Source organism: Mesorhizobium sp. M1338 (assembly GCF_040318045.1).
GTDB lineage: Bacteria > Pseudomonadota > Alphaproteobacteria > Rhizobiales > Rhizobiaceae > Mesorhizobium.
Genome location: NZ_JAMYLL010000004.1, coordinates 37,291 through 58,480, shown reverse-complemented (window position 1 = coordinate 58,480; position 21,190 = coordinate 37,291). Strand labels below are relative to the sequence as shown.

Sequence of the window (21,190 nt, the reverse complement as noted above, 5' to 3'; positions counted from 1 at the left end):
TTTGACGAATTTCCTGCGAAACGGGCCGCTGTTCGCCTTTGTCCTCGCGACAATCCTGACGCTGTGCGCGGCGACCTCGGCCTTCGCCGTCGAACCGATCAAGATTGCCCGTGACGATGTCGCGCTCGACCTTTCGGGTGCCGTCGAGATCTACCGGAACCAGGGCGAGAATTTCCAGGTGTCCACCGCTCCGGGTCCGGACGGCATCGTGCGGCGCATCGAGGTCGAGGCCAATGACGCGCGTTCGACCGGCGACTGGGCGGTGTTCGCGCTCGCCAACACCACCGACCAGCAGCTCGACAGGCTGATCGTCGCACCGCATTTCCGCCTGGTGAATTCCGGCATCTTCTGGCCGGATCTCGGCTCGACCCGCATTGCCGCCATCACGCCCAGCGAAGGCTTCGCGCTCGACCGCCAGACCAGCCCCGACGCCGACGTGTTCCGGGTGACGCTGAACCCCGGCACGGTCATCACCTTCATCGCCGAACTGGCCTCGCCGAAGCTGCCGCAGGTCTATCTCTGGGATCCGGAATCCTACAAGGACTCGGTCAATTCCTACACGTTGTTTCGCGGCATCGTCATCGGCATCGCCGGCCTGCTGGCGCTGTTCCTGACCATCCTGTTCGTGGTCAAGGGAACCTCGATGTTCCCGGCGACCGCAGCGCTTGCCTGGGCGGTGCTGGCCTATATCTGCGTCGATTTCGGCTTTCTCAACAAGATCATCGAAATCTCGCCCGGCAACGAGCAGATGTGGCGGGCGGGAACGGAGGTGGCGCTGGCGGGAACCTTCGTGGTGTTCCTGTTCGCCTACCTGAACCTCAACCGATGGCACGGCCATTTCAGCTACGGTGCATTGGTCTGGATCCTCGGACTGGTGCTGATCGCCGGCGTCGCTATCGTCGACCCGGCGGTCGCCGCCGGCATCGCCAGGCTGTCCTTCGCCGCCACCGCGCTGACCGGGCTCGGCCTGATCATCTTCCTCGGCATACGCGGCTACGACCGCGCCATCATGCTGGTGCCCAGTTGGGTCATGGTGCTGTTGTGGCTATGCGGATCATGGATGGCGATCACCGGCATGCTCGACAACGATATCGCCCAGCCCGCGTTGGGCGGCGGGCTGATCCTGATCATCCTTCTGATCGGCTTCACCGTCATGCAACATGCCTTTGCCGGCGGCGCGCTGCATCAGGGCCTGTTTTCCGACCTCGAGCGGCAGGCGCTGGCCGTGGCCGGATCGGGCGACACGGTTTGGGACTGGGACGTGCTGCGCGACCGCGTCGTCACCAAGCCCGATGTCAGCATCCAGCTCGGCCTAGCGCCCAACAGCCTCGGTGGTGCCGCACGCAACTGGCTGCCGGTGCTGCATGCCGACGACCGCGACACGTTCCGCACGACGCTCGACGTGGTGCTCGAACACCGGCGCGGCCGGGTGTCACAGAACTTCCGACTGCGCGGCGCCGATGGCCATTATCACTGGTTTTCGCTGCGCGCGCGCCCGGTGATCGGATCGGACGGAGAGGTCATCCGCTGCGTCGGCACCATGGTCGACGTCACCGAGCAGAAGAAATCCGAGGAAAGGCTGCTGCACGATGCCGTGCATGACAATCTGACCGGGCTGCCGAACCGCGAATTGTTGATGAACCGGCTGGAAGCGATCATCTCGATCGCCCGCACCGAAGAAAAGGTGCGCCCGACCGTCTTCGTCATCGACATCGACCGTTTCAAGCAGGTCAATGACGGCCTCGGCATCTCGGCCGGCGACACCATTTTGCTGACCATTGCACGCCGTCTGCACCGGCTGCTCAAGCCGAAGGATTCACTGTCGCGCTTTGCCGGCGACCAGTTCGCGCTGATGTTGCTGTCCGAACAGGACCCGGCCCGCATCGCTGCCGTCGCGGACGCCATCAAGCATGCCATCAACAACCCGATCACCTTCGCCAAGCGCGAGATCGTGCTGACCGCCTCGATCGGACTGATCACCTGGAACTCGCCGCAAATGTCGGCCGAGGACATGGTCAAGGATGCCGAGTTGGCCATGCATCAGGCCAAGCGCTTCGGCGGCGATCGGATCGAGCCGTTCCGCCCGGCCTTCCGCACCGTCGGCACCGACAGGCTGCAGTTCGAATCCGACCTGCGGCGCGCCATCGAGCGGCGCGAATTCACGCTCGCCTACCAGCCGATCGTGCGGCTCGAGGATGGCAGCGTCGCCGGCTTCGAGGCCCTGCTGCGCTGGGACCATCCACGCCGCGGCATGATCCCGCCGGCGGATTTCATCCCGGTCGCCGAAAGCTGCGGGCTGATCGTGCAGCTTGGCCTGTTCGCCATGCAGCAAGCGGCGGAAGACCTCGCCGGCTGGCAAAAACAGATCGGCGACGCGCCGCTGTCGGTCTCGGTCAACCTGTCCAGCCGCCAGCTGATCCGTCGCGACCTGGTCAGCGACGTGCGCTCGGTCATCGCGCGCGCCAATCTGAAGCCGCGCTGCTTCCGGCTCGAACTCACCGAATCGCTTGTCATGGACAATCCCGAGCAGACCGCCCATGTGCTGACCAAGCTGAAGCAGCTCGGCATCGGCCTGTCGCTGGACGATTTCGGCACCGGCTATTCGTCATTGGCCTATCTGACGCGTTTCCCCTTCGACACCATCAAGATCGACAAGAGCTTCGTCGACGACAACACGCCGAAGCGCGCGGTGCTGCTCAAATCGATGGTCAACATGGCGCATGAACTTGGCCTGTCCGTCGTCGCCGAGGGCATTTCGGACGAAAGCGATGCGCTGGAGCTGCGTCAGATGGGCTGCGAATATGTCCAGAGCTTCATGTTCGGCGCGCCGATGCCGGGCGACCAGGTGCTGAAGACGCTGAAGGAGCAATATCCGCTGACGCAGGCGTGAGAAGCTTAGGCGTGTCCGGCGGCGAGGCTGAGATGGGCGAGATCGATGCCGATCGCGGCGAGAATCCGGTCGTATTTGCGCTCGATGTCGGTGTCGAACAGAAGCTCGGCATTGGCCGGGCAGGTCAGCCAGCCATTCTCGGCGATCTCGGTCTCCAGCTGGCCGGCGCCCCAGCCGGAATAGCCGAGCGCCATTAGCGCGTGACGAGGGCCGCGCCCAGACGATATGGCGCGCAATATGTCGACGGTGGCGGTCAGGCAGATGTCGTCCGAAACGGTCAGCGAGGATTCCACCCGGTAGTCGCCCGAATGCAGGACGAAGCCCCGGCTGCGATCCACGGGGCCGCCATTGCGCACGACGAAGTCGCGCGCCTGCGCCGGCAGGCGGATCGCCTCCTGTTCGTTCATGATGCCCAGTTGCACGAGCAGGTCCGGAAACAGCATCTGCTGCGTCTGGTTGATGATCAGCCCCATGGCGCCTTCATCGGAGTGCGCACAGATATAGACTACCGAGCGCGTGAAACGGTCGTCCTTCATGCCGGGCATGGCAATCAGGAACTGATCGTCGAGAAAGCCGCGGCTGGCGGCCGTCTTCTTGTGGCGCAACAAGTCCATGAAAGGGAGCGTAACGCGTTTCCAAAGCGCCGAAAAGATGCACTGTGCGCGATTCGACCAAAGCCCATGCCGCCGGCTCGAGCATTTCTCCCCTCAAGGTCACGCAAATATGATACCGGCAAGGTCATGAGATCATTGCGCGGCCACGAACGGACGATCAAATCACCGCCATGCAAAGCTTGAAAATCCTGCTGCTCGGCGCCGCCATCGGGTCGGCAACCGCTCTTCCCGCCGCCGCCTCCTCATCGGCATGGTACAACAGCGAAGGCGGTAAGGTCCGGCTGGTGACATCAGGCCAACCCGACGACGCCGGCCGCATCCAGGGCGTTCTCGACATAGCGCTCAAGCCCGGCTGGAAGACCTACTGGCGCGATCCGGGCGACGCGGGCGTGCCGCCCCAGCTCGACATTTCCGCCAGCACCAACATCGCCGACGCCGCTCTGTCGTTTCCTGCTCCCCAGCGCCACGACGACGGCTATGGCAAATGGGCAGGCTACAACTATCCGGTTTCGCTGCCCGTGACATTCACGCTGGCGACGCCGAACCAGCCGGCGGTGATCGATGCCGACATCTTTCTCGGCATCTGCGAAACGATCTGCATCCCGGTGCAGACGCGGCTGACCGTTGATCCTGCCTCCGATCCGGACAATGCCGAGGACGCGGCGCTGGTGAAGGCAAGTTTTTCGGCATTGCCGACGCCCGCAAGGGCCGATTTCGGCATCAAAGTCCTGCCGGGCGACCACGAAACGCTGATTGTCGAGGCGAATCTTCCCGGCGATCCGGAGGCGGCGGATTTCTTCGTTGCCGGCGAGCGGGATTACATGTTCGGCACCCCAGCGCGCAGCGAAAAGGACGGCAAGCTGATTTTCACCGTGCCGATCCTCAATCGCCCGTCGACGACGCCGACGGATGGCGGGCTTCACTACACGCTGACGAGTTCGGCGGGCGCGGTCGAAGGGCTTTTGCCTTTCCCTTGATCCAGCCTGCCCGAACGGTTGCAGGAAGCCGTTGAGTTCGCTACGCAAAGACACCCTTCCCGATTTTCCCAAGCGAGGAATTCATGACCATTTCCGTTGGCGACAAGCTACCTGACGTGACCTTCAAGACGATGACCGCCGATGGCGCCAAGCCGATTACCGGAGCCGAGATATTCTCCGGCAAGAAGGTGGTGCTGTTTGGGGTTCCCGGCGCCTTCACGCCGACCTGCAGCAACAACCATTTGCCGGGCTATCTCGAAAACCATGACGCCATCCTGGCGCGCGGTGTCGACACCATCGCCGTCGTTTCGGTGAACGATGCGCACGTCATGGGCGCCTGGGCGCGCTTCACCGGCGGTGAGGGCAAGATCCTGTTCCTCGCCGATGGCGGTGGCGATTTCGCCAAGGCGACCGGCCTCGATTACATCAGCAACGATATGGGGCTGCGCTCGAGGCGCTTCTCAATGGTCATCGACGATGGCAAGGTCACCGCGCTCAATGTCGAGACCAAGCCCGGTGTCGACGAGTCCGGCGCGGCTCATATTCTGGGACAGCTCTGAACTTCAGCGAGGCGTCGGGCGTGAGACCGCAACCACGATCGCGCCTGTAGTCCAGGGTTTGCCTCTGGGGGGACCTTAGCGATGTTTGACATCTTCTGGCGCGCTATCGCGATTGGCATCGGCGCCACCGTGGCGATGGACCTGTGGGCCATCTTCCTCCACAAGGCATTCGGCCAGCCACGGCCGAACTGGGGGCCGGTCGGGCGCTGGGTCTGGCATCTCCGCGACAAGGTCTTTCACGACGATATCGGCGATGCAGCACCTTACGCGCATGAAAAGGCGCTGGGCTGGGCCTTCCACTATTTTGTCGGCATCGTCTACGGCATCATCCTGGTGGTGCTGGCCGGAGCGGGCTGGCTTGCAGCGCCGACCTTCCTGCCAGCCTTTATCCTCGGCATCGTCACCGTCGGCGCCGGCTGGTTCCTGCTGGCGCCCGGCATGGGCGCTGGCTGGGCTGCGTCGAAACGGCCCAATCCGATGCAAATCCGTGCCCTCAATTTGGTATCGCACACGGTGTTCGCGCTCGGGCTGTACGGAACGGCGTTGCTGATACGATAGACAGCTAGAACAAACGGCTCAGATTCCGCCGGCCGTCCACCACACGGACGATTTCAACCCACTCAACAGGGCCGTCGTCGGTGTCCGGAATCGTTTCGTAGAGCAGTACAAACGGCGCCTCCACCAGCATTCGAGCGGAGGACCTAATGTCCGGGCGTCTAACACCCATGCGCGGCTGGTCTGCCAGCTGCATGGCCCGCGCTTCTATCTGATCATAATAGCGATCGGCGGCCCGTATGTTTTCGCTGCCTACCATCACGTAGATGTCGATGAGGTCCGCCTTGGCCGCAGGTGACCAGACTAGCCTAACGGCCATTCGGCGAGGCTTCCGTCAGCTTTCGCCGAGCTTCCCTTCGCAATGCATCGAAATCCGCAGGCTCCGGTCTCCCGCTTGCCTTGCCTTCATCCCACAGCTGCCTCAGCCGTCGGATATCGTCATGCCGCAGTTCGCGCTTGGCCAACCAATCCCGCACCGCTTCACGCACAATCTCGCTTGCAGTGGCATATTCGCCCGCTTCCACAGCCTCTCGCATGACGGCTGCCTGTTGCGGGGTCACAGCCACGCTCATTTTTTCCACGTTTGCCATGCTGCTTCCTTACTGCATTGCTCTATAGTAGGAAATATTACTCCCATCCATATCCTTGAGCAACTGCACAGCCACCAGAAGAGTCTGTCCTGCCCTATGTGTACGCCCGCTGATCAAGGCAGCCTGTCGATCGGCCGCCATCCATGGATAACGTCGCGAGCGCCAATATCGTACGCAAAATAGTTTCCGCCACCGGCTGGCTGATCCGCTTCGCGGCTGATCTCGCTACCACTGAGAGACAGCAGCAGCAGCGTTCCCACTCCTCCATGCCCCACGAAAACAATGTCGTCGGCGTCATTGGTGCGGAGCACGGTGTCGACCTCGCTCACGATACGCTGCCGCGCATCGATAGCCCGCTCCCATCCGCGAACACTCTCGTGTGGATTGTCAAAGAACTGATCCGCCACCGCTTCGAACTCCGGCGGCGGCAGGAAACCCGTTGCCGATCGGTCATTCTCATGCATCCGTTCCCTCACCTCGATGGCAAGACTCAGATGCGCTGCGAGGATCTCGGCGGTTTCAAGCGCCTTGCGCTCAGCCGACGACACGATACGTCGGATCGACCCAACCCAGGGCTGATCGAGCATTGCAAATGCTCTCGCCCGTCCAATGTCGGACAGCCCCCATTCCGGCACGGGAACATTGGCATCGACCTGAACCTGGGGATGCGTGACATAATAGAGGATCGGCACGATAGAGGTCCTCGGCTGAGAGGCGCCCCGCTCCCGGAACTCAATAACTCTGGGTCGAGCGCCGCGCTTTCGCGACCGCAGGCTGTGTTGCCTGCGCGGCTGGCTTTGGCGCTGCTGCAGGCTTGAACGAGCCTCTCTTGAACGGTGCCATGCCCTCGCGCGCGAGTTCGTCGGCGCGCTCGTTTTCGGTATGGCCGGCGTGGCCCCTAATCCAGTTCCAGGTGACCTTGTGGCGCCTATTGGCCTCGTCGAGCGCCTGCCAGAGTTCACCGTTCTTCACAGGCTTCTTGTCGGCGGTCTTCCAGCCGTTCCTCTTCCAGCCGTGGATCCACTTGGAAATGCCGTCCATGACATATTTGCTGTCGGTGTGAAGCTCGACCGAGCAAGGTTCCTTCAGCGCGTTCAACGCCGAGATGGCGGCGAGAAGTTCCATGCGGTTGTTGGTCGTCTCGGCCTCGCCGCCGGAAAGCTCCTTGGTGGTGCCGTTGAAACGCAGGATCGCGCCCCAGCCGCCGGGGCCGGGATTGCCCGAACAGGCGCCGTCGGTGAAAATCTCAACCTGCTTGCTCATGACACCCCATATTCGGCCAATCCATATTCCGAAGGAGATCTGATCGCCCGGTGGAACCGCATCCTGCGGATATATTCAGTCGGATCGCGTTTCATCACCAGCCCGCCATCGGGAACGGTCAGCCAGTCGTACAGCCGGGTCAGCATGAAACGCAGCGCCGAACCGCGCGCCAGCATCGGCAGCGCCGCCTTCTCCTGGTCGCTTAGGGGACGCACGCTCTGATAGCCGGCAAGCAACGCCTTGCCCTTGGTGAGGTTGAAGGAAAAATCCTTCTCGAAGCACCAGGCATTGAGGCAGGTGGCGACATCGTAGGCATAAAGGTCGTCGCAGGCGAAATAGAAATCAATCAGACCGGACAGCTTTTCGCCAAGGAAGAAGACGTTGTCCGGGAAAAGATCGGCATGGATGATGCCTTGCGGCAGGTCTTTCGGCCAGTTCCGCTCGAAATCGGCGAAGTCGGCATCGACCTCGGCCGCCAGGCCCGGCTCGACCTCGTCGGCGCGATCGCGCGCCGCGTTCCAGAGCTTGCGCCAGCCGTCGATGGCCAGTGCATTCGGGCGCGTCATCGAAAAATCGGCACCGGCCAGATGCAATTGCGCCAACGCCTTGCCGACCTCGGCGCAATGCGTTGCTGTCGGCCGCCGCAGCGAAAGCCCTTCGAGGAAGGTGATGATGACCGCCGGCCGGCCCGCGAGCGTGCCGATGACGCTGCCGTCATCCGCGGTCACCGGCAGCGGGCAGGACACGCCTTTGTTGGCGAGATGGCTCATCAGCCCGAGGAAAAACGGCAGATCCGCCTTCTCGACGCGCTTTTCATAAAGCGTCAGGATGTAGGAGCCGCTGGAGGTGTGCAGCAGAAAGTTCGAGTTCTCGGTGCCTTCGGCGATGCCCTTGTAGGACAGGAGCTCGCCGACCGGATAGTGCTTCAGGAACGCGCCAAGTTCGCCTTCCGCAACGTCGGTGTAGACCGCCATGTGCCTTACGCGGCTCCATTGACGAAGGCCATGTCGGCCCGCGTCAGTTCGACATCGCGCAGTACCCGCATGACCGGAAAATCCTCCGTTTCCGTGGCCGTGATGGCCAGATCGATCGTCACATCGAAGCGTTGCCGGAACGCATCGATGATCTCGTCGACGATGATTTCGGGCGCCGACGCGCCGGCCGACAGGCCGAGCGTCGAGATGTTGGCGATGTCATTCCACGGAATCTCGGCGGCGCGCTGCACGAGAAGCGACATCGAGGCGCCGGCACGTTCCGCAACTTCGACAAGGCGCCGCGAATTGGAGGAATTGGGCGCGCCGACGATCAAATAGAGATCGGCGCCGGCAGCGGTCTCCTTGACCGCCTCCTGGCGATTGGTGGTGGCGTAGCAGATCGATTCCGCCGCCGGCGCCTGCAGGGCTGGAAAGCGATCCTGCAAGGCGCGGATGATGCCGGCGGTGTCCTCGACCGACAGCGTGGTCTGGGTAACAAAGCCGAGCGCCCGTGGGTCGGCGGGCGCGAGCTTTGCCGCATCGGCTTCTGTCTCGATCAGCGTCACCGCGCCGTCCGGGAGTTGCCCCATGGTGCCGATCACCTCGGGATGTCCGGCATGGCCGATCAAGAGCACGTGACGACCAAGCCGCTGATGCCGCATCGCCTGCTTGTGGACCTTCGACACCAGCGGGCAGGTGGCATCGAGATAGAAGAGGTTGCGCGCCTGGGCATCCGCCGGCACCGACTTCGGCACGCCATGCGCCGAGAACACGACTGGCGACTGCCGGTGTTCGGCCGGGATCTCGGAGAGCTCCTCGATGAAGACGGCGCCAAGGCTTTGCAGTCCCTCGACGACGTAACGGTTGTGCACGATCTCGTGGCGGACATAGACCGGCGCGCCATATTTCTTCAGCGCCAGCACGACGATCTGGATGGCACGGTCGACACCGGCGCAAAAACCGCGCGGCTGGCAAAGCCGGATCGTCAGGGGTGGTTTGGTCGTTGTCTGAAGCATGAATCCAGGCCGGTTGATCAAAGCCGAAATGAGGTGCGTACCCCCGCCCTGTCAAGGGCATCGGTAGAGAGGGGGACGTCGGGCGCGTTCATTCCTCTTTCGCGGGACGGCGAAGCCGCAGGATGAGCACGGCGGCGAGTGCTGCGGCAAGGCCATACCAGGTCATCGCATATTGCAGATGGCTGTTCGGCAGATCGATGATGGTGACGCCGCCAACCGGCAATCCGCCTGGATTTGGCGTCTTGTCGGCGTCGATGAAGATCGGCACCAGCGCGGCGCCCGCCGACAACCCGGCGCTCACCGCCATCGCGTCGCGGTCCTTCCAGTAGAAGATGTTCTTCGCCACATCATTGTCGGGAAGCATCATCGACGGCTTTGCCGGCAGCGGATTGCGGGCAAGCCCCGTGATCGTCACCCTGCCCGTCACCTGTGCCTTGGCGCGCTTGGCGGCATCCTTCAGATCGTAAGGCACGAAGCCGCGATTGACCAGGACGAAGCGGCCATCGTCGAGGGCAAGCGGCGTATAGACGTTGAAGCCGGCTTCGCCTTCCCAGGTCGCGTAGAAATGCCGTTCGCCTTGATGCAGGAACGTGCCGGTGACGGTGACCGGCGTGTAGTCGACGTCGCCGGTGGCGGCGAATTCTTTCTCGATTTCGGCTAGCGGCCGTGGCGCTGAATGGGTGCGCTGGTCGATGGTCTGGAGAAGACCTTCCTTCCAGTACAGGCGCTGGACCTGCCAGGTGCCGAGCGCCAGCAGGATCAGGAACAGCGCCAGACCAAGGCCGAACAGCAATGCCGTCCGTGGCCGCGAGCGGCCACCGGCTTTGATGGACGCCTCGCTCATTCGCCGCGATCCAGCCGCCCCTCGGCCGCCTTGTTTCGGTATTGCAGGGTGAGCAGGACGCCCTTGATCAGCCGCAGCGCCGTCAGGCACAACACGACAGCCAGCGGGATCCAGACCAGCAGATGCAGCCAGAGCGGCGGGCTCAGCGTGACTTCAACCCAGAGCGCCAGACCGACAATGAGGAAGCCGATGATCAGGATGACGAAAACCGCCGGTCCATCGCCGGCATCGGCGTAGGAATAGTCGAGGCCGCAATTGACGCAGCGCTTGCCGACGGTGAGGAAACCGGAAAACAGCCGCCCCTCGCCGCAGCGCGGGCAGCGGCCGTGCAGGCCGGCCGAAATCGGGTCGACCGGCGGCCAGATCGCCCTATCTTCACCCATTGAAGCGTCGTCGCTCATTGCTTACCGCTCGATCTCGATCGGTGTGCCATCGGCCACCATTGCCCAGATTTCGTCCATGTCGGAGTCCGTAACCGCAATGCGGCCGTCGGTCCAGTCGACCAATTGAAGCAGCTCGGCAACATCATGATCATGAATGCGCAAATGGCAGGGAATTGTCGGCCGCATCGTCCATCGATCGGCGATCATTGCGCCGAAAAGAAGAAGGCGGCCACGTCGCCGCGGCCGCCCCTCCCCAAATCGAAATCCTAAATGCTAGATCAGTGGGCCTCGACCACCGCGCCGACCGATCCCCAGACGTAGATCGATGCGAACAGGAACAGCCAGACCACGTCGACGAAGTGCCAGTACCAGGCGGCGGCCTCGAAGCCGAAATGCCGCTTGGGGGTGAAATCACCCTTCATGGCCCGGATCAGGCAGACAGCCAGGAAGATGGTGCCGATGATGACATGGAAACCGTGGAAGCCGGTCGCCATGAAGAAGGTGGCGCCATAGATGGAATCCTTGAACGCGAACGGAGCGTGCATGTACTCATAAGCCTGCACCATGGTGAACAGCATGCCGAGGCCGACGGTCAGCACCAGCCCGTTGATCAGTCCCTTGCGATCGCCATGGATGAGCGAGTGGTGCGCCCAGGTGACCGTGGTGCCCGACAGGAGCAGGATGACGGTGTTGTAGAGCGGCAAATGGAAGGGATCAAGAACCTCCATGCCCTTCGGCGGCCAGACACCGCCGGTAAACGCGGTGCGGGCATATTGCTGGACTTCGCTGGGAAACAGGCTGGCGTCGAAATAGGCCCAGAACCAGGCAACGAAGAACATCACCTCCGAGGCGATGAACATGATCATGCCATAGCGCAGATGGAGCGACACGACACGCGTGTGATGGCCCTCATGCGCTTCCTTGATCGTGTCCGACCACCAGGCGAACATTGTGTAGAGGACGATCACGATGCCGATGAAGAACAGCCACGGATTGGCGATGTTGAAGCCGAAGATCGGGAAGCTGCCGCCCTTCAGGTACTCCATCAGGCAGACGCCGCCAAAGGCGGTGACGAGCGCTCCTACCGATCCCAGGAAAGGCCACGGGCTCGGATCGACGAGATGATAGTCATGCTGTGGTTTTGCGTGCGCGTCTGCCATATCAACCCCCGAGATTTGCTTCGGTATTCGAAATTGTCTTGCTATTGCCCTTGGCCTTCCGAGGAGGCGACCGGCTTGGTCTTCTCGACCGGGAACATCGTATAGGACAGGGTGATCGTCCTCACGTCCTTCAGTTCCGGCACGTTGACGATATCGGGGTCCACGTAGAACAGGACCGGCATGTCCAGCGTCTCGCCGGGCTTCAGCGTCGTGTCGGTGAAGCAGAAGCACTCGACCTTGTTGAAGTAGGGCCCTGCCAGTTCCGGTTGCACATTGAAGGTGGCGCGGCCGGTCACGGGGCGATCGAACTTATTGGTCGCCTTGTAGTGCGCCTGCACCGTCTCGCCGATCTTCATGGTCATCGCGCGCTGGACCGGCTGAAAGTCCCAAGGCACGCCGGCGATGTTGGCATCGAAGCGGACGGTGATCTCCCGGTCGAGCACACGGCCAGCATACTGCTTCCCGGCACGTTGCGTCGTGCCGCCATAGCCTGTCGCCTGGCAGAACATCTTGTAGAGCGGCACCGCGGCATAGGCCATGCCGATCATGCCGGTGAAGAAGGCAAGGCAGACGGCTGCGACGACGACGTTGCTGCTCTTCCCGGCAGGCCTTTTGGACGTCTCGACGCTCATCACATCGTGCCTGACAGATTGCGGCCGAACTTCACGATCGTCGCGATATAGAAAATGACGACCAGCACAGCCAGCGCCACGCCGATGGCGACCGAACGGTTGCGTCTGGCCTTCCTCTGCCGCTCGGTCAGCGTGACCAGTTCGAGCTTTTCTTCGATCATGGTCATGCTCCGCTCATGGCAAGCGCGCGCTCGACGACGCTGTCGGCCAGATAGGCAGCGAAGATGGCGAAGAGATATAGCAGCGAATAGGCGAACAGAGCCTTGGCCGGTTTCATGACTCGGTCGTCATCGGCCATGCCAAGCACTTTCCAGGCATACCAGACAAAGCCGACCCCGAGCAGCGCGGCGGCCACGCCATAGACCGGCGTGGTGTAGCCAAGCAGCCAGGGCGCCACACCGACGGGGGCCAGCACCAACGCGTAAGCGAAGATCTGGCGACGGGTCGAAGCGTGTCCGGCGACGTTCGGCATCATCGGGATACCGGCCTTGGCGTAGTCCTCGGACTTGAACAGCGCCAGAGCCCAGAAGTGCGGCGGCGTCCACAGGAAGATGATCAGGAACAGGATCAGGCTTTCCAGGCTGACCGTCCCGGTCGCCGCGGCCCAGCCGATCACCGGCGGAATGGCGCCCGCGGCACCGCCGATGACGATGTTCTGCGGCGTCCAGCGCTTCAGCCACATCGTGTAGACGACGGCATAGAAGAAAATGGTGAAGGCCAGCAGCGTTGCCGCCAGCCAGTTGACCAGCACGCCGAGCGTCATCACCGACAGCACCGACAGCACCAGACCGAAGCTCAGCGCCTCGTGCGGCTGGATGCGACCGGACGGAACCGGACGGCTGGCGGTCCTGGTCATCACCGCATCGATGTCGGCGTCGTACCACATGTTCAGCGCACCGGAGGCGCCAGCACCAATGGCAATCGACAGGATGGCGATCACCGCCAGCAGCGGATTGATGGTCACGGGTGCCGCGACCATGCCGACAAAGGCGGTGAACACCACCAGCGACATGACGCGCGGCTTCAGCAGGGCGAAGAAATCGCCCGCTGTTGCTTCCGACATGCGAAAGCCCGCTTCGTCAATCAATGGGTCGTCGACAAGGGCCATGCGTACTTAAGTCCATTATTCCGTTGGCCAAAACCGCCGGCGGACCGGCGGTTTCGTATTCGAGCGGGCAGCCGCCTTACTTGATCTTCGGCAGCTGTTCCCACTGGTGGAAAGGCGGCGGCGAAGGCAGCTGCCATTCGAGAGTCGTTGCACCCTCTCCCCACGGGTTGGCGCCGGCGATCCGCTTCTTCTGGAAAGCCTCGAACACGCAATAGAGGAAGATCAGGACGCCGACGGCCGAGATATAGGAGCCGATGGACGACACGTAGTTCCAGCCGGCAAACGCGTCCGGATAGTCGATGGTGCGGCGCGGCATGCCGGCGAGGCCGAGGAAATGCTGCGGGAAGAAGATCAGGTTGACGCCGACGAAGGTGACCCAGAAGTGGGTGTTGGCGATGACCGGCGAGTACATGTAGCCGGTCATCTTCGGGAACCAGTAGTACCAGCCGGCGAAGATGGCGAACACCGCGCCCAGCGACAGCACATAGTGGAAGTGGGCGATGACGAAATAGGTGTCATGCAGCGAACGGTCGAGGCCGGCATTGGCCAACTGGACGCCGGTGACGCCACCGATGGTGAACAGGAAGATGAAGCCCAGCGCCCACAGCATCGGCGTCTTGAACGAGATCGACCCGCCCCACATCGTCGCGATCCAGGAGAAGATCTTCACGCCCGTCGGCACCGCGATGACCATGGTGGCGAAGACGAAATAGCGCTGCGTGTCGAGCGACAGGCCGGTCGTGTACATGTGGTGCGCCCAGACGATGAAGCCGACGGCACCGATCGCCACCATGGCGTAGGCCATGCCGAGATAACCGAACACCGGCTTCTTCGAAAAGGTCGAGATGACGTGGCTGATGATGCCGAAGCCCGGCAGGATCAGGATGTAGACTTCCGGGTGACCGAAGAACCAGAAAAGGTGCTGGAACAGGATCGGATCGCCGCCGCCATCGGGAGCAAAGAAGGTCGTGCCGAAATTGCGGTCGGTGAGCAGCATGGTGATGCCGCCGGCCAGAACCGGCAACGACAGCAGCAGCAGGAAGGCGGTGATCAGCACCGACCAGGCAAACAGCGGCATCTTGTGCAGCGTCATGCCGGGCGCGCGCATGTTGAAGATGGTGGTGATGAAGTTGATGGCGCCAAGGATCGACGACGCACCGGCAATGTGGATCGACAGGATCGCCAGATCCATCGCCGGTCCGGGCTGGCCCGAGGTCGAAAGCGGCGGATAAAGCGTCCAGCCGCCGCCGACGCCAAAGGCTCCCGGCGCGCTCGGCACGAACATCGAGGTGAGCAGCAGGATGAAGGCCGGCGGCAGCAGCCAGAAGGAGATGTTGTTCATGCGCGGGAACGCCATGTCGGGCGCGCCGATCATGATCGGCACCATCCAGTTGGCAAAACCGCCGATCAGCGCCGGCATGACCATGAAGAAGATCATGATCAGCGCGTGCGCGGTGGCGAAGGCATTGTACATGCTCTTGCCGCCGTCGATCGCGGCGTCACCGTTCATGCCGTAGACCATCTGCGCCAGACCGCTGAAGATCTGGATGCCGGGCTCCTGCAGCTCCATGCGAATGGCAACCGACAAGGCACCGCCGATGATGCCGGCCATGATCGCAAAGATCAGGTAGAGCGTACCGATGTCCTTGTGGTTGGTCGAGTAAACCCAGCGCACCCAGCCGTGATAAGGCTTATGGTCGTGCCCGTCGTGAGCTGCAGCGTCTGCCATGTTCCGCTCCGTTCCCTGATCTTTTCTGGCCGCGGCATCAGTTGCCGGCGGCCGCTACCTTGTTCTGGCCGTCGACCTCGGCCATCAGCGTCTTGTTGGCGCCGGGCAGATCGGTCTTGGCCGCCGTCAGCCAGGTCTTGAACTGCGCATCGGAGACGACACGGATGGCGATCGGCATGAAGGCATGGTCCTTGCCGCAGAGCTGCGAGCACTGGCCGTAGTAGAGGCCTTCCTTCTCCGCCTTGAACCAGGTCTCGTTGGTGCGGCCCGGAATGGCGTCGATCTTGATGCCGAACGACGGCATGGCAAAGGAGTGGATGACGTCGGTCGCGGTGACAAGCACGCGGGTCATGGTGTTGACCGGCACCACCAGCTCGTTGTCGACGGCCAGCAGGCGCGGATATTCCTTGCGGTCCTCCTTGCCGGCGGCGGTGCGGTCGGTGTCCTGGAGGATCGCGGAGTTGAAGGAGAGCGTGTTCTCGGTCTGGTACTCGTAGTCCCAGTTCCACTGGTTGCCGGTCGCCTTGACGGTCAGCTTTGCTTCTTCCGGCGGCGTATATTGCGCGGTCAGCAGCTGGAACGAGGGAATGGCGAGGCAGAGCAGAACGACGACCGGGCCGACAGTCCAGATCACCTCGATCAGCGTGTTATGGCTGGTCTTGGACGGGACCGGGTTCGCACTGGCGCGGAATCTCACGATGCAATAGGCGAGGAGAAGCAGCACCAGGATGGTGATCGGGACGATGAACCACATCGTGTAATTTCCGAACCATTCGATCTGCCGCATCATGTCCGTCGCCGGCGCCTGGAAGGTTGTCTCCCAGTTCTTTGGCTGGTCGGCATGGGCGGAAGTGCCGGCGAAAAACGTGATAGCGGCACAAGCACTTAGAAGCTTGGCACTTGCTGGAAACTTGGCGTTTGCCAGGAAATTTCTCATCGCCCTCATCGTCTCCCAGTTCCTCGCCGCTGTACCCACGAGAATAACGAACAACGCCGGGACGGGAATCCCGACTGTCTCAAGTTGGTTCAAACCATACTCTTTTTCCCTCCGCAAGAAAGGAGCGGGCAAAACCGTGCGGCATTTTTGCGCGCAAGCCCGGATGAGCCTTTGAAGGCAGCAGCGGCGGCCCCGAATCGCCTATGTTGGGCCAACGGTTGCATTCCTGCGGGCCGCTCGTACCGGGCGTCGCAATTCGGGCGAATTTGGCAGGGAAAAGCGCCGAATTGGCTTTTTCAGGGCAGACCGGTTGCGGTCTCGTCCTTTACTTGGCTTTGGCGCAGCTTAAAGTGCCGTGATTCGCAATGGAGCCGTCATGAACTCTTGGCTTTCGAGAACCTTGGCGAAGGTCATCTTTCTCGCCGCCTTGTCCACGACGGGCCTGCCCGGCACGGCCACTGCCGCGCAGCCGAGCGGCACCGTCCGCTCGACGCACGGCGCATGGTCGATCATTTGCGACACGCCGGCCGGCGCCACCTCGGAACAATGCGTGATGATGCAGAACGTCGTCGCCGAGGATCGTCCCGAGATGGGGCTGTCTGTGGTCGTGCTGCGCACCGCCGACAACAAGGCGGAGATCCTGCGCGTGCTGGCGCCGCTCGGCGTGCTTTTACCCAACGGGCTAGGCCTCAATGTCGACGGCAAGGACATCGGCCGCGCCTATTTCGTGCGCTGTTTCCAGGACGGCTGCTATGCCGAGGTCATTCTCGAAAAGCCTCTGCTCGACACGCTGAAGACCGGCACGTCGGCCACCTTCATCGTCTTCCAGACCCCGGAAGAAGGCATCGGCATCCCCGTCGACCTAAAGGGCTTTGCCGACGGCTTTGCCGCCCTGCCCTGACAGTCTGGTGCTTCCTGGAAGCCCAGCTCTCTAACTGGGATTCGTTGGTCAGCGACATCAAGGACTTCATCAACCAGAAGTGACGTCGAGAAGCTGTCGGCGGAGCGCATTTGTCTTCGCAATGCGACGGGACGATTGTCTCGACGCGCCTTCGCGCCTACATCGTGGCAAAGACCCATTCCTCCTGTGAACGGACGCGCCATGAACAGCCTGATCGGCCAATTCGACATTTCAGACGATCGCATCAAGCAGATCGTCGCCGAGACCATCAATGGTGCCGACGACGGCGAACTGTTTCTCGAATACAGCGAAAGCGAAGCGCTGATGTTCGACAATGGCCGGCTGAAGACCGCCAACTTCAACACCGACCAGGGGTTTGGCCTGCGCGCCGTCGCCGGCGAAGCCAGCGGTTACGCGCATTCCAGCGATCTTTCCGAGGCCTCGCTGCTGCGCGCGGCCGACGCCGTTTCAACCGTCAAGGGTGGTTATTCCGGCACGCTTGCCGCCGCACCCGCCCGCACCAACCGCCATCTCTATGGCGACGAGAACCCGATCCCCTCGCCTTCCTTCGAGGCCAAGGCAAAGCTGCTGCAGGAAATCGACGCCTGGCTGCGCGCCGAGGATCCGCGCGTGCGCCAGGTTTCAGCCTCGCTTGCCGCCTCCTGGCAGCATGTCGAGATCGTGCGCGCCGACGGCCATGTGGTGCGCGATATCAGGCCGCTGGTCCGCATCAACGTCTCCGTCGTGGTCGGCAATGGCGACCGCCAGGAGAGCGGCTCCTACGGCATGGGCGGCCGCAAGGCCTTTGGCGAATTCCTGGTCGAGGACAGCTGGAAGCACGCCGCCAAGGAGGCGCTCCGGCAAGCGCTGGTCAATCTCGAGGCGATACCGGCGCCGGCCGGCACCTTCGACATCGTGCTGTCGAGCGGCTGGCCGGGCGTCATGCTGCACGAGGCCGTCGGCCATGGGCTGGAAGGCGATTTCAACCGCAAGAAGACCTCGGCCTTCGCCGGCCTGCTGGGCCGGCAGGTCGCCGCCAAAGGTGTCACCGTCGTTGACGACGGCACCATGCCCGAGCGACGCGGCTCGCTCACCGTCGACGACGAAGGCACGCCTTCGGCCCGTAACGTGCTGATCGAGGACGGCAAGCTGGTCGGCTACATGCAGGATCGCCAAAACGCCCGGCTGATGGGCATGAAGGCCACCGGCAACGGCCGCCGCGAAGGCTATGCCCACCAGCCGATGCCACGCATGACCAACACCTACATGACGGCGGGCGACATGGAGCCGGACGAAATCATCGCTTCGGTCAAGAACGGCATCTATGCCGTCTCCTTCGGCGGCGGCCAGGTCGACATCACGTCGGGAAAATTCGTGTTCGGTTGCACCGAGGCCTACATGATCGAGAACGGCAAGGTAACGCAGCCGATCAAGGGCGCCATGCTGATCGGCAACGGCCCGGATGCCATGCACCGCGTTTCGATGATCGGCAACGACATGAAGCTCGACACCGGCATCGGCATGTGCGGCAAGGCCGGACAGGGCGTGCCGGTCGGCGTCGGGCAACCGCATTTGCGCATGAACCAGATGACGGTCGGCGGCACCAGGGTTTGATGCGATGGCCACTGGAGAAAAGTCCGTTGCCTCCAATTCAACCGACGATCAGGTCACACGGCCTGCTCCGGTCTTTCCCCCAACGCGACCGGAGGATGTGTTCGGGTCGCTGCCCAACAGAGGCAAGTCGAAAACACTGAGAGAAATGGAAACGGGCGTGCTCGCGGAAGCACGGCGTCGCCAAACCAGCGAATGATCTACCGTCGCCGTTTCGGCTTCTCCAGCAGCGCGACCGCCTCGACATGCGGCGACCACAGAAACTGGTCGATCGGCGTCACGCTTTTCAAGGTGTAGCCGCCGTCGATGAGGATGCGCAAATCCCGCGCGAGCGTCACCGGATTGCAGGACACCGCGGCGACGTAGGGAACATCCGAGCGGGCGATCTGCTTCGACTGGTCCTCGGCGCCCGCCCGTGGCGGGTCGAACACCAAGCCGTCGAAGGCATTCAATTCCTTGAACGTCAGCGGTCGGCGGAACAGGTCGCGGCGTTCGCCCGTCACCCGCTTCAGCCCGGTCGCGAAGCGCGATCCCCGGTCGAGTGCCGAAAGGGCCGCCGCATCACCTTCCACCGCATGGACTTCCGATTTGGCCGCTAGCCGCAAGGCAAAGCTGCCGCAACCGGCAAAAAGATCCGCTACCTTCTTGGCACGCTTCAGATGTCCGCCGACGATATCGGCCATCGCCTGTTCGGCGGCCTCGGTCGCCTGCAGGAAGGCGCCCGGTGGAATGGCGACGGCCACGCCGCCGAACATAACCACCGGCTTTTTGGGTTCGATGACGATCTCGTCGTCGATCGAAAGCCGGGCAAATCCCCGGGCCATGACGAAGTTGGAGGCAACCCGACGTTGGTTCTCGCCCAGTTTGCCTGACTCATAGACCGCGACATCGAGCCCCGAACCGGTCACGGTGACCGCCATGCGGAACGATTTGGTGGTGGCGCAGACCAATTCAGCGAGTGCCTTCAAGCGATCGAGCGCGGCGACGATCTCCGGCAGCGAGATCGGGCATTCCTCGATGGAGATGATCTCCGGCGACAGATGGCGATGGAAGCCGAGCAGCATGCCCGTGTCGGTGCGCCGGGCGGCAAGCACGACACGGCGGCGCGTGTGCGGCGCGCAGGCGACCAGTTCGCCGATCTCGCAATCGATGCCTTTGCCCTTCAGGGCGTGCACCACCTTTTCGCATTTCCACTGGCGATAGGCTTCGGCTTCGAAATGCTGGAGGGCGCAGCCGCCGCATTCGGTGAAATGGCGGCAGGCGGGATCGATGCGCAGCGGCGAGGCTTCCAGCACCGCCATCAGCATGGCGCGATCCCTTTCGCGCGCGGCGGTGACCGTTTCGCCGGGCAGTGTGAAGGGGATGAACAGATCGCCTGTCTCGGTCTCGGCGACGCCGTCGCCCTGGGCGCCAAGTTTCCTGATGTTGAAGCGCGCGCTCATCGATCCTTGATCCCACCGAGCAGGAATTCGCGATTGCCGTCGCCGCCCTCGATCGGCGACAAATGCAGCCCGAGCGCGCGCCAGCCGGGAACGGCGTCCAGCCAATCCTGCAGCAGGCCGGCGACACGGGAGGCGTTGTAGGGATCTTTCAACAGACCACCCTTGCCGATCGCTTCGCGACCAGCCTCGAATTGCGGCTTGACCAGAAACATGGCCTTTGCGCCAGCTTTCGCAAGGCCAAGCGCCGGCGGCATCGCCAGTTTCAACGATATGAAGCTGACGTCGGAAACGATGAAATCCGGAATACGACCGCCAAGATCGGCGACGGTGAGATCGCGTGCGTTCAGGCCTTCGATCACCGTCACACGCGGATCTCCCCCGACATCAGGGTGCACCTGACCATGCCCGACATCGATGGCAGTGACGTGGGCAGCGCCGCGCTCCAGCAGGACCTGGGTGAAGCCGCCTGTCGAGGCGCCGATGTCGAGCGCCTCACAGCCGGCGGGATCGAGGCCGAAATGGTCGAGCCCGCCGATCAGCTTGAGCGCCGCGCGCGACACATAGCCTTGCGCCGGATCATCGATGGCGATGAGACATTGCGGCGAAACGCTCTGACCGGGCTTGCGGGCAAGGACGCCGTCGACAGTCACCGTGCCGCGTTCGACCGCGTCGCGGGCACGCGAGCGGCTGGCAAACAGCCCGCGCTGGACGAGCAAGTCGTCGAGCCGCTGGCGTGCGCTGGCTGGCAGAGGTGAAGTCATCGGCCTTCATGGCGAAAGCGGACGACGATGGCAAGGGCACTAGCCCGGCATCGAAGGGAAGCATTTCGTCTCCCATCCCTACCACCATGCCCAGCATTGGGCTTGAGACGACGGCGAGTATTTCTGTCGCGCCCACCATTCTTTGAAAACTACACGCGGTGGCGCGCGTGGTTGCCGAAGCACCAGGCGTCGCCGTTTTGCGGACCACTGTCCCGAGTTCCAGAAATCTCATGGATCGTTAAC

At 62.7% G+C, this 21,190-nt stretch carries 22 protein-coding genes and 2 pseudogenes; 6 read left to right on the top strand and 18 right to left on the bottom strand.

Annotation, left to right across the window (positions count from 1 at the left end; all coding sequences use genetic code 11):
• Position 1 precedes the first annotated feature (1 nt).
• Positions 2-2,890, top strand: coding sequence for an EAL domain-containing protein (locus tag NKH19_RS05805; RefSeq protein ID WP_352981936.1), 2,889 nt, complete (start codon positions 2-4; stop codon positions 2,888-2,890).
• 5 nt (positions 2,891-2,895) lie between these two features.
• On the opposite strand, the gene NKH19_RS05800 is transcribed toward NKH19_RS05805, so the two are convergent.
• Entirely contained in the window at positions 2,896-3,504 is a 609-nt protein-coding gene (locus NKH19_RS05800) for a YqgE/AlgH family protein (protein WP_352868845.1), read from the bottom strand.
• A 170-nt stretch (positions 3,505-3,674) separates the two neighbouring features.
• On the opposite strand from NKH19_RS05800, the gene NKH19_RS05795 reads away from it, so the two are divergent.
• The 3 genes from NKH19_RS05795 to NKH19_RS05785 all read left to right on the top strand — a co-directional run bounded on the left by NKH19_RS05795 (position 3,675) and on the right by NKH19_RS05785 (position 5,599).
• Complete coding sequence (locus tag NKH19_RS05795; protein ID WP_352981935.1) at positions 3,675-4,481, top strand: protein-disulfide reductase DsbD domain-containing protein; 807 nt, start codon at positions 3,675-3,677, stop codon at positions 4,479-4,481.
• A gap of 83 nt (positions 4,482-4,564) precedes the next feature.
• A complete protein-coding gene (locus NKH19_RS05790) occupies positions 4,565-5,041 on the top strand; it encodes a peroxiredoxin (protein WP_352868851.1) in 477 nt (158 codons plus the stop codon).
• Positions 5,042-5,122: 81 nt separating this feature from the next.
• Entirely contained in the window at positions 5,123-5,599 is a 477-nt protein-coding gene (locus tag NKH19_RS05785; protein WP_352981934.1) for a DUF2938 domain-containing protein, read from the top strand.
• Positions 5,600-5,603: 4 nt separating this feature from the next.
• Here the strand turns inward: NKH19_RS05785 and NKH19_RS05780 are convergent, their stop codons facing one another.
• The 15 genes and pseudogenes from NKH19_RS05780 to coxB form a co-directional block, all read right to left on the bottom strand.
• Positions 5,604-5,915 carry a type II toxin-antitoxin system RelE/ParE family toxin gene (locus NKH19_RS05780; RefSeq protein ID WP_352981933.1) on the bottom strand — a complete coding sequence of 104 codons (312 nt, stop codon included), beginning with the start codon at positions 5,913-5,915 and terminating at the stop codon, positions 5,604-5,606.
• Positions 5,905-6,186, bottom strand: coding sequence for a ribbon-helix-helix domain-containing protein (locus NKH19_RS05775; protein WP_352981932.1), 282 nt, complete (start codon positions 6,184-6,186; stop codon positions 5,905-5,907). Before NKH19_RS05775 ends, NKH19_RS05780 begins: the two co-directional genes overlap by 11 nt.
• A gap of 113 nt (positions 6,187-6,299) precedes the next feature.
• Positions 6,300-6,878 (bottom strand): histidine phosphatase family protein, encoded by a 579-nt coding sequence (locus NKH19_RS05770; RefSeq protein ID WP_352981931.1) that lies wholly within the window; start codon positions 6,876-6,878, stop codon positions 6,300-6,302.
• A gap of 40 nt (positions 6,879-6,918) precedes the next feature.
• A complete protein-coding gene (gene rnhA, locus NKH19_RS05765) occupies positions 6,919-7,449 on the bottom strand; it encodes a ribonuclease HI (RefSeq protein WP_352981930.1) in 531 nt (176 codons plus the stop codon).
• Entirely contained in the window at positions 7,446-8,423 is a 978-nt protein-coding gene (locus tag NKH19_RS05760) for a homoserine kinase (protein WP_352981929.1), read from the bottom strand. Before NKH19_RS05760 ends, rnhA begins: the two co-directional genes overlap by 4 nt.
• Before the next feature lie 5 nt (positions 8,424-8,428).
• Positions 8,429-9,439 carry a 4-hydroxy-3-methylbut-2-enyl diphosphate reductase gene (ispH, locus tag NKH19_RS05755; RefSeq protein ID WP_352981928.1) on the bottom strand — a complete coding sequence of 337 codons (1,011 nt, stop codon included), beginning with the start codon at positions 9,437-9,439 and terminating at the stop codon, positions 8,429-8,431.
• Positions 9,440-9,527: 88 nt separating this feature from the next.
• A complete protein-coding gene (locus tag NKH19_RS05750) occupies positions 9,528-10,283 on the bottom strand; it encodes an SURF1 family protein (protein ID WP_352981927.1) in 756 nt (251 codons plus the stop codon).
• Entirely contained in the window at positions 10,280-10,666 is a 387-nt protein-coding gene (locus tag NKH19_RS05745) for a DUF983 domain-containing protein (protein WP_352870403.1), read from the bottom strand. The genes NKH19_RS05750 and NKH19_RS05745 overlap by 4 nt, the downstream gene beginning before the upstream one ends.
• Positions 10,667-10,687: 21 nt before the next feature.
• Positions 10,688-10,798 (bottom strand): annotated as a pseudogene (locus tag NKH19_RS05740) (L,D-transpeptidase family protein); the annotation flags it as partial.
• 146 nt (positions 10,799-10,944) lie between these two features.
• The gene (locus NKH19_RS05735; RefSeq protein ID WP_352981926.1) at positions 10,945-11,826 is read right to left on the bottom strand and encodes a cytochrome c oxidase subunit 3; all 882 of its coding nucleotides are present in this window, start codon (positions 11,824-11,826) and stop codon (positions 10,945-10,947) included.
• 1 nt (position 11,827) lies between these two features.
• Positions 11,828-12,458: pseudogene (locus NKH19_RS05730) on the bottom strand (cytochrome c oxidase assembly protein).
• The gene (locus tag NKH19_RS05725; protein ID WP_352981925.1) at positions 12,458-12,625 is read right to left on the bottom strand and encodes a cytochrome c oxidase system small membrane protein; all 168 of its coding nucleotides are present in this window, start codon (positions 12,623-12,625) and stop codon (positions 12,458-12,460) included. The pseudogene NKH19_RS05730 and the gene NKH19_RS05725 overlap by 1 nt, the downstream one beginning before the upstream one ends.
• Complete coding sequence (locus tag NKH19_RS05720) at positions 12,622-13,566, bottom strand: heme o synthase (RefSeq protein WP_352981924.1); 945 nt, start codon at positions 13,564-13,566, stop codon at positions 12,622-12,624. The genes NKH19_RS05725 and NKH19_RS05720 overlap by 4 nt, the downstream gene beginning before the upstream one ends.
• Positions 13,567-13,642: 76 nt before the next feature.
• Positions 13,643-15,295, bottom strand: a complete 1,653-nt coding sequence (gene ctaD / locus NKH19_RS05715; protein ID WP_023759128.1) for a cytochrome c oxidase subunit I — start codon at positions 15,293-15,295, stop codon at positions 13,643-13,645.
• 37 nt (positions 15,296-15,332) lie between these two features.
• Positions 15,333-16,232, bottom strand: a complete 900-nt coding sequence (gene coxB, locus NKH19_RS05710; protein WP_502910884.1) for a cytochrome c oxidase subunit II — start codon at positions 16,230-16,232, stop codon at positions 15,333-15,335.
• Between the two features lie 376 nt (positions 16,233-16,608).
• On the opposite strand from coxB, the gene NKH19_RS05705 reads away from it, so the two are divergent.
• Positions 16,609-17,133: an invasion associated locus B family protein gene (locus NKH19_RS05705; protein WP_352870332.1), complete on the top strand. Its 525-nt coding sequence runs from the start codon at positions 16,609-16,611 to the stop codon at positions 17,131-17,133.
• A gap of 201 nt (positions 17,134-17,334) precedes the next feature.
• Positions 17,335-18,747 (top strand): metalloprotease TldD, encoded by a 1,413-nt coding sequence (gene tldD, locus NKH19_RS05700; RefSeq protein WP_352981922.1) that lies wholly within the window; start codon positions 17,335-17,337, stop codon positions 18,745-18,747.
• A gap of 197 nt (positions 18,748-18,944) precedes the next feature.
• Here the strand turns inward: tldD and NKH19_RS05695 are convergent, their stop codons facing one another.
• Both NKH19_RS05695 and NKH19_RS05690 read right to left on the bottom strand, forming a co-directional pair.
• Positions 18,945-20,186 carry a class I SAM-dependent RNA methyltransferase gene (locus NKH19_RS05695; protein ID WP_352981921.1) on the bottom strand — a complete coding sequence of 414 codons (1,242 nt, stop codon included), beginning with the start codon at positions 20,184-20,186 and terminating at the stop codon, positions 18,945-18,947.
• On the bottom strand, positions 20,183-20,947 hold the full coding sequence (locus NKH19_RS05690; RefSeq protein ID WP_352870335.1) for a TlyA family RNA methyltransferase: 765 nt from the start codon (positions 20,945-20,947) through the stop codon (positions 20,183-20,185). The genes NKH19_RS05695 and NKH19_RS05690 overlap by 4 nt, the downstream gene beginning before the upstream one ends.
• Positions 20,948-21,190: the final 243 nt, after the last annotated feature.